The sequence below is a fragment of the Streptococcus pseudopneumoniae genome (genome assembly GCF_001072315.1).
In the GTDB taxonomy this organism is placed as follows: domain Bacteria; phylum Bacillota; class Bacilli; order Lactobacillales; family Streptococcaceae; genus Streptococcus; species Streptococcus pseudopneumoniae_R.
Genome location: NZ_JVLI01000057.1, coordinates 1 through 219 on the forward strand (window position 1 = coordinate 1; position 219 = coordinate 219).

1 protein-coding gene is annotated in these 219 nt (G+C 39.7%); it reads right to left on the reverse strand.

Annotated features, from left to right (window positions below):
* Positions 1-219 (reverse strand): SspB-related isopeptide-forming adhesin (locus ADH54_RS02075; protein ID WP_152904031.1); only part of this gene is annotated, 219 nt, incomplete at both ends.

A 219-nucleotide genomic window follows, 5' to 3' on the forward strand; every position in this document is an offset into this window, starting at 1 on the left:
GCCGTTACCTTGTAGTAGTTGACTGAGCCTGCCAAGACCTGTTTACCACCGATGTTCACACCTTCTTTATTCAAATTCTTCTTAGTAGGTTTCGCAGTAGGAACATTATTTACAACTGTTTCCGTGATATAAGCTGAACCAAAATCAAGCTGATAGGCTGTATTCTCATACTTACCACCTGTTTGACCCAATTCCTTCTTAACAGTCATTGGATTAGTA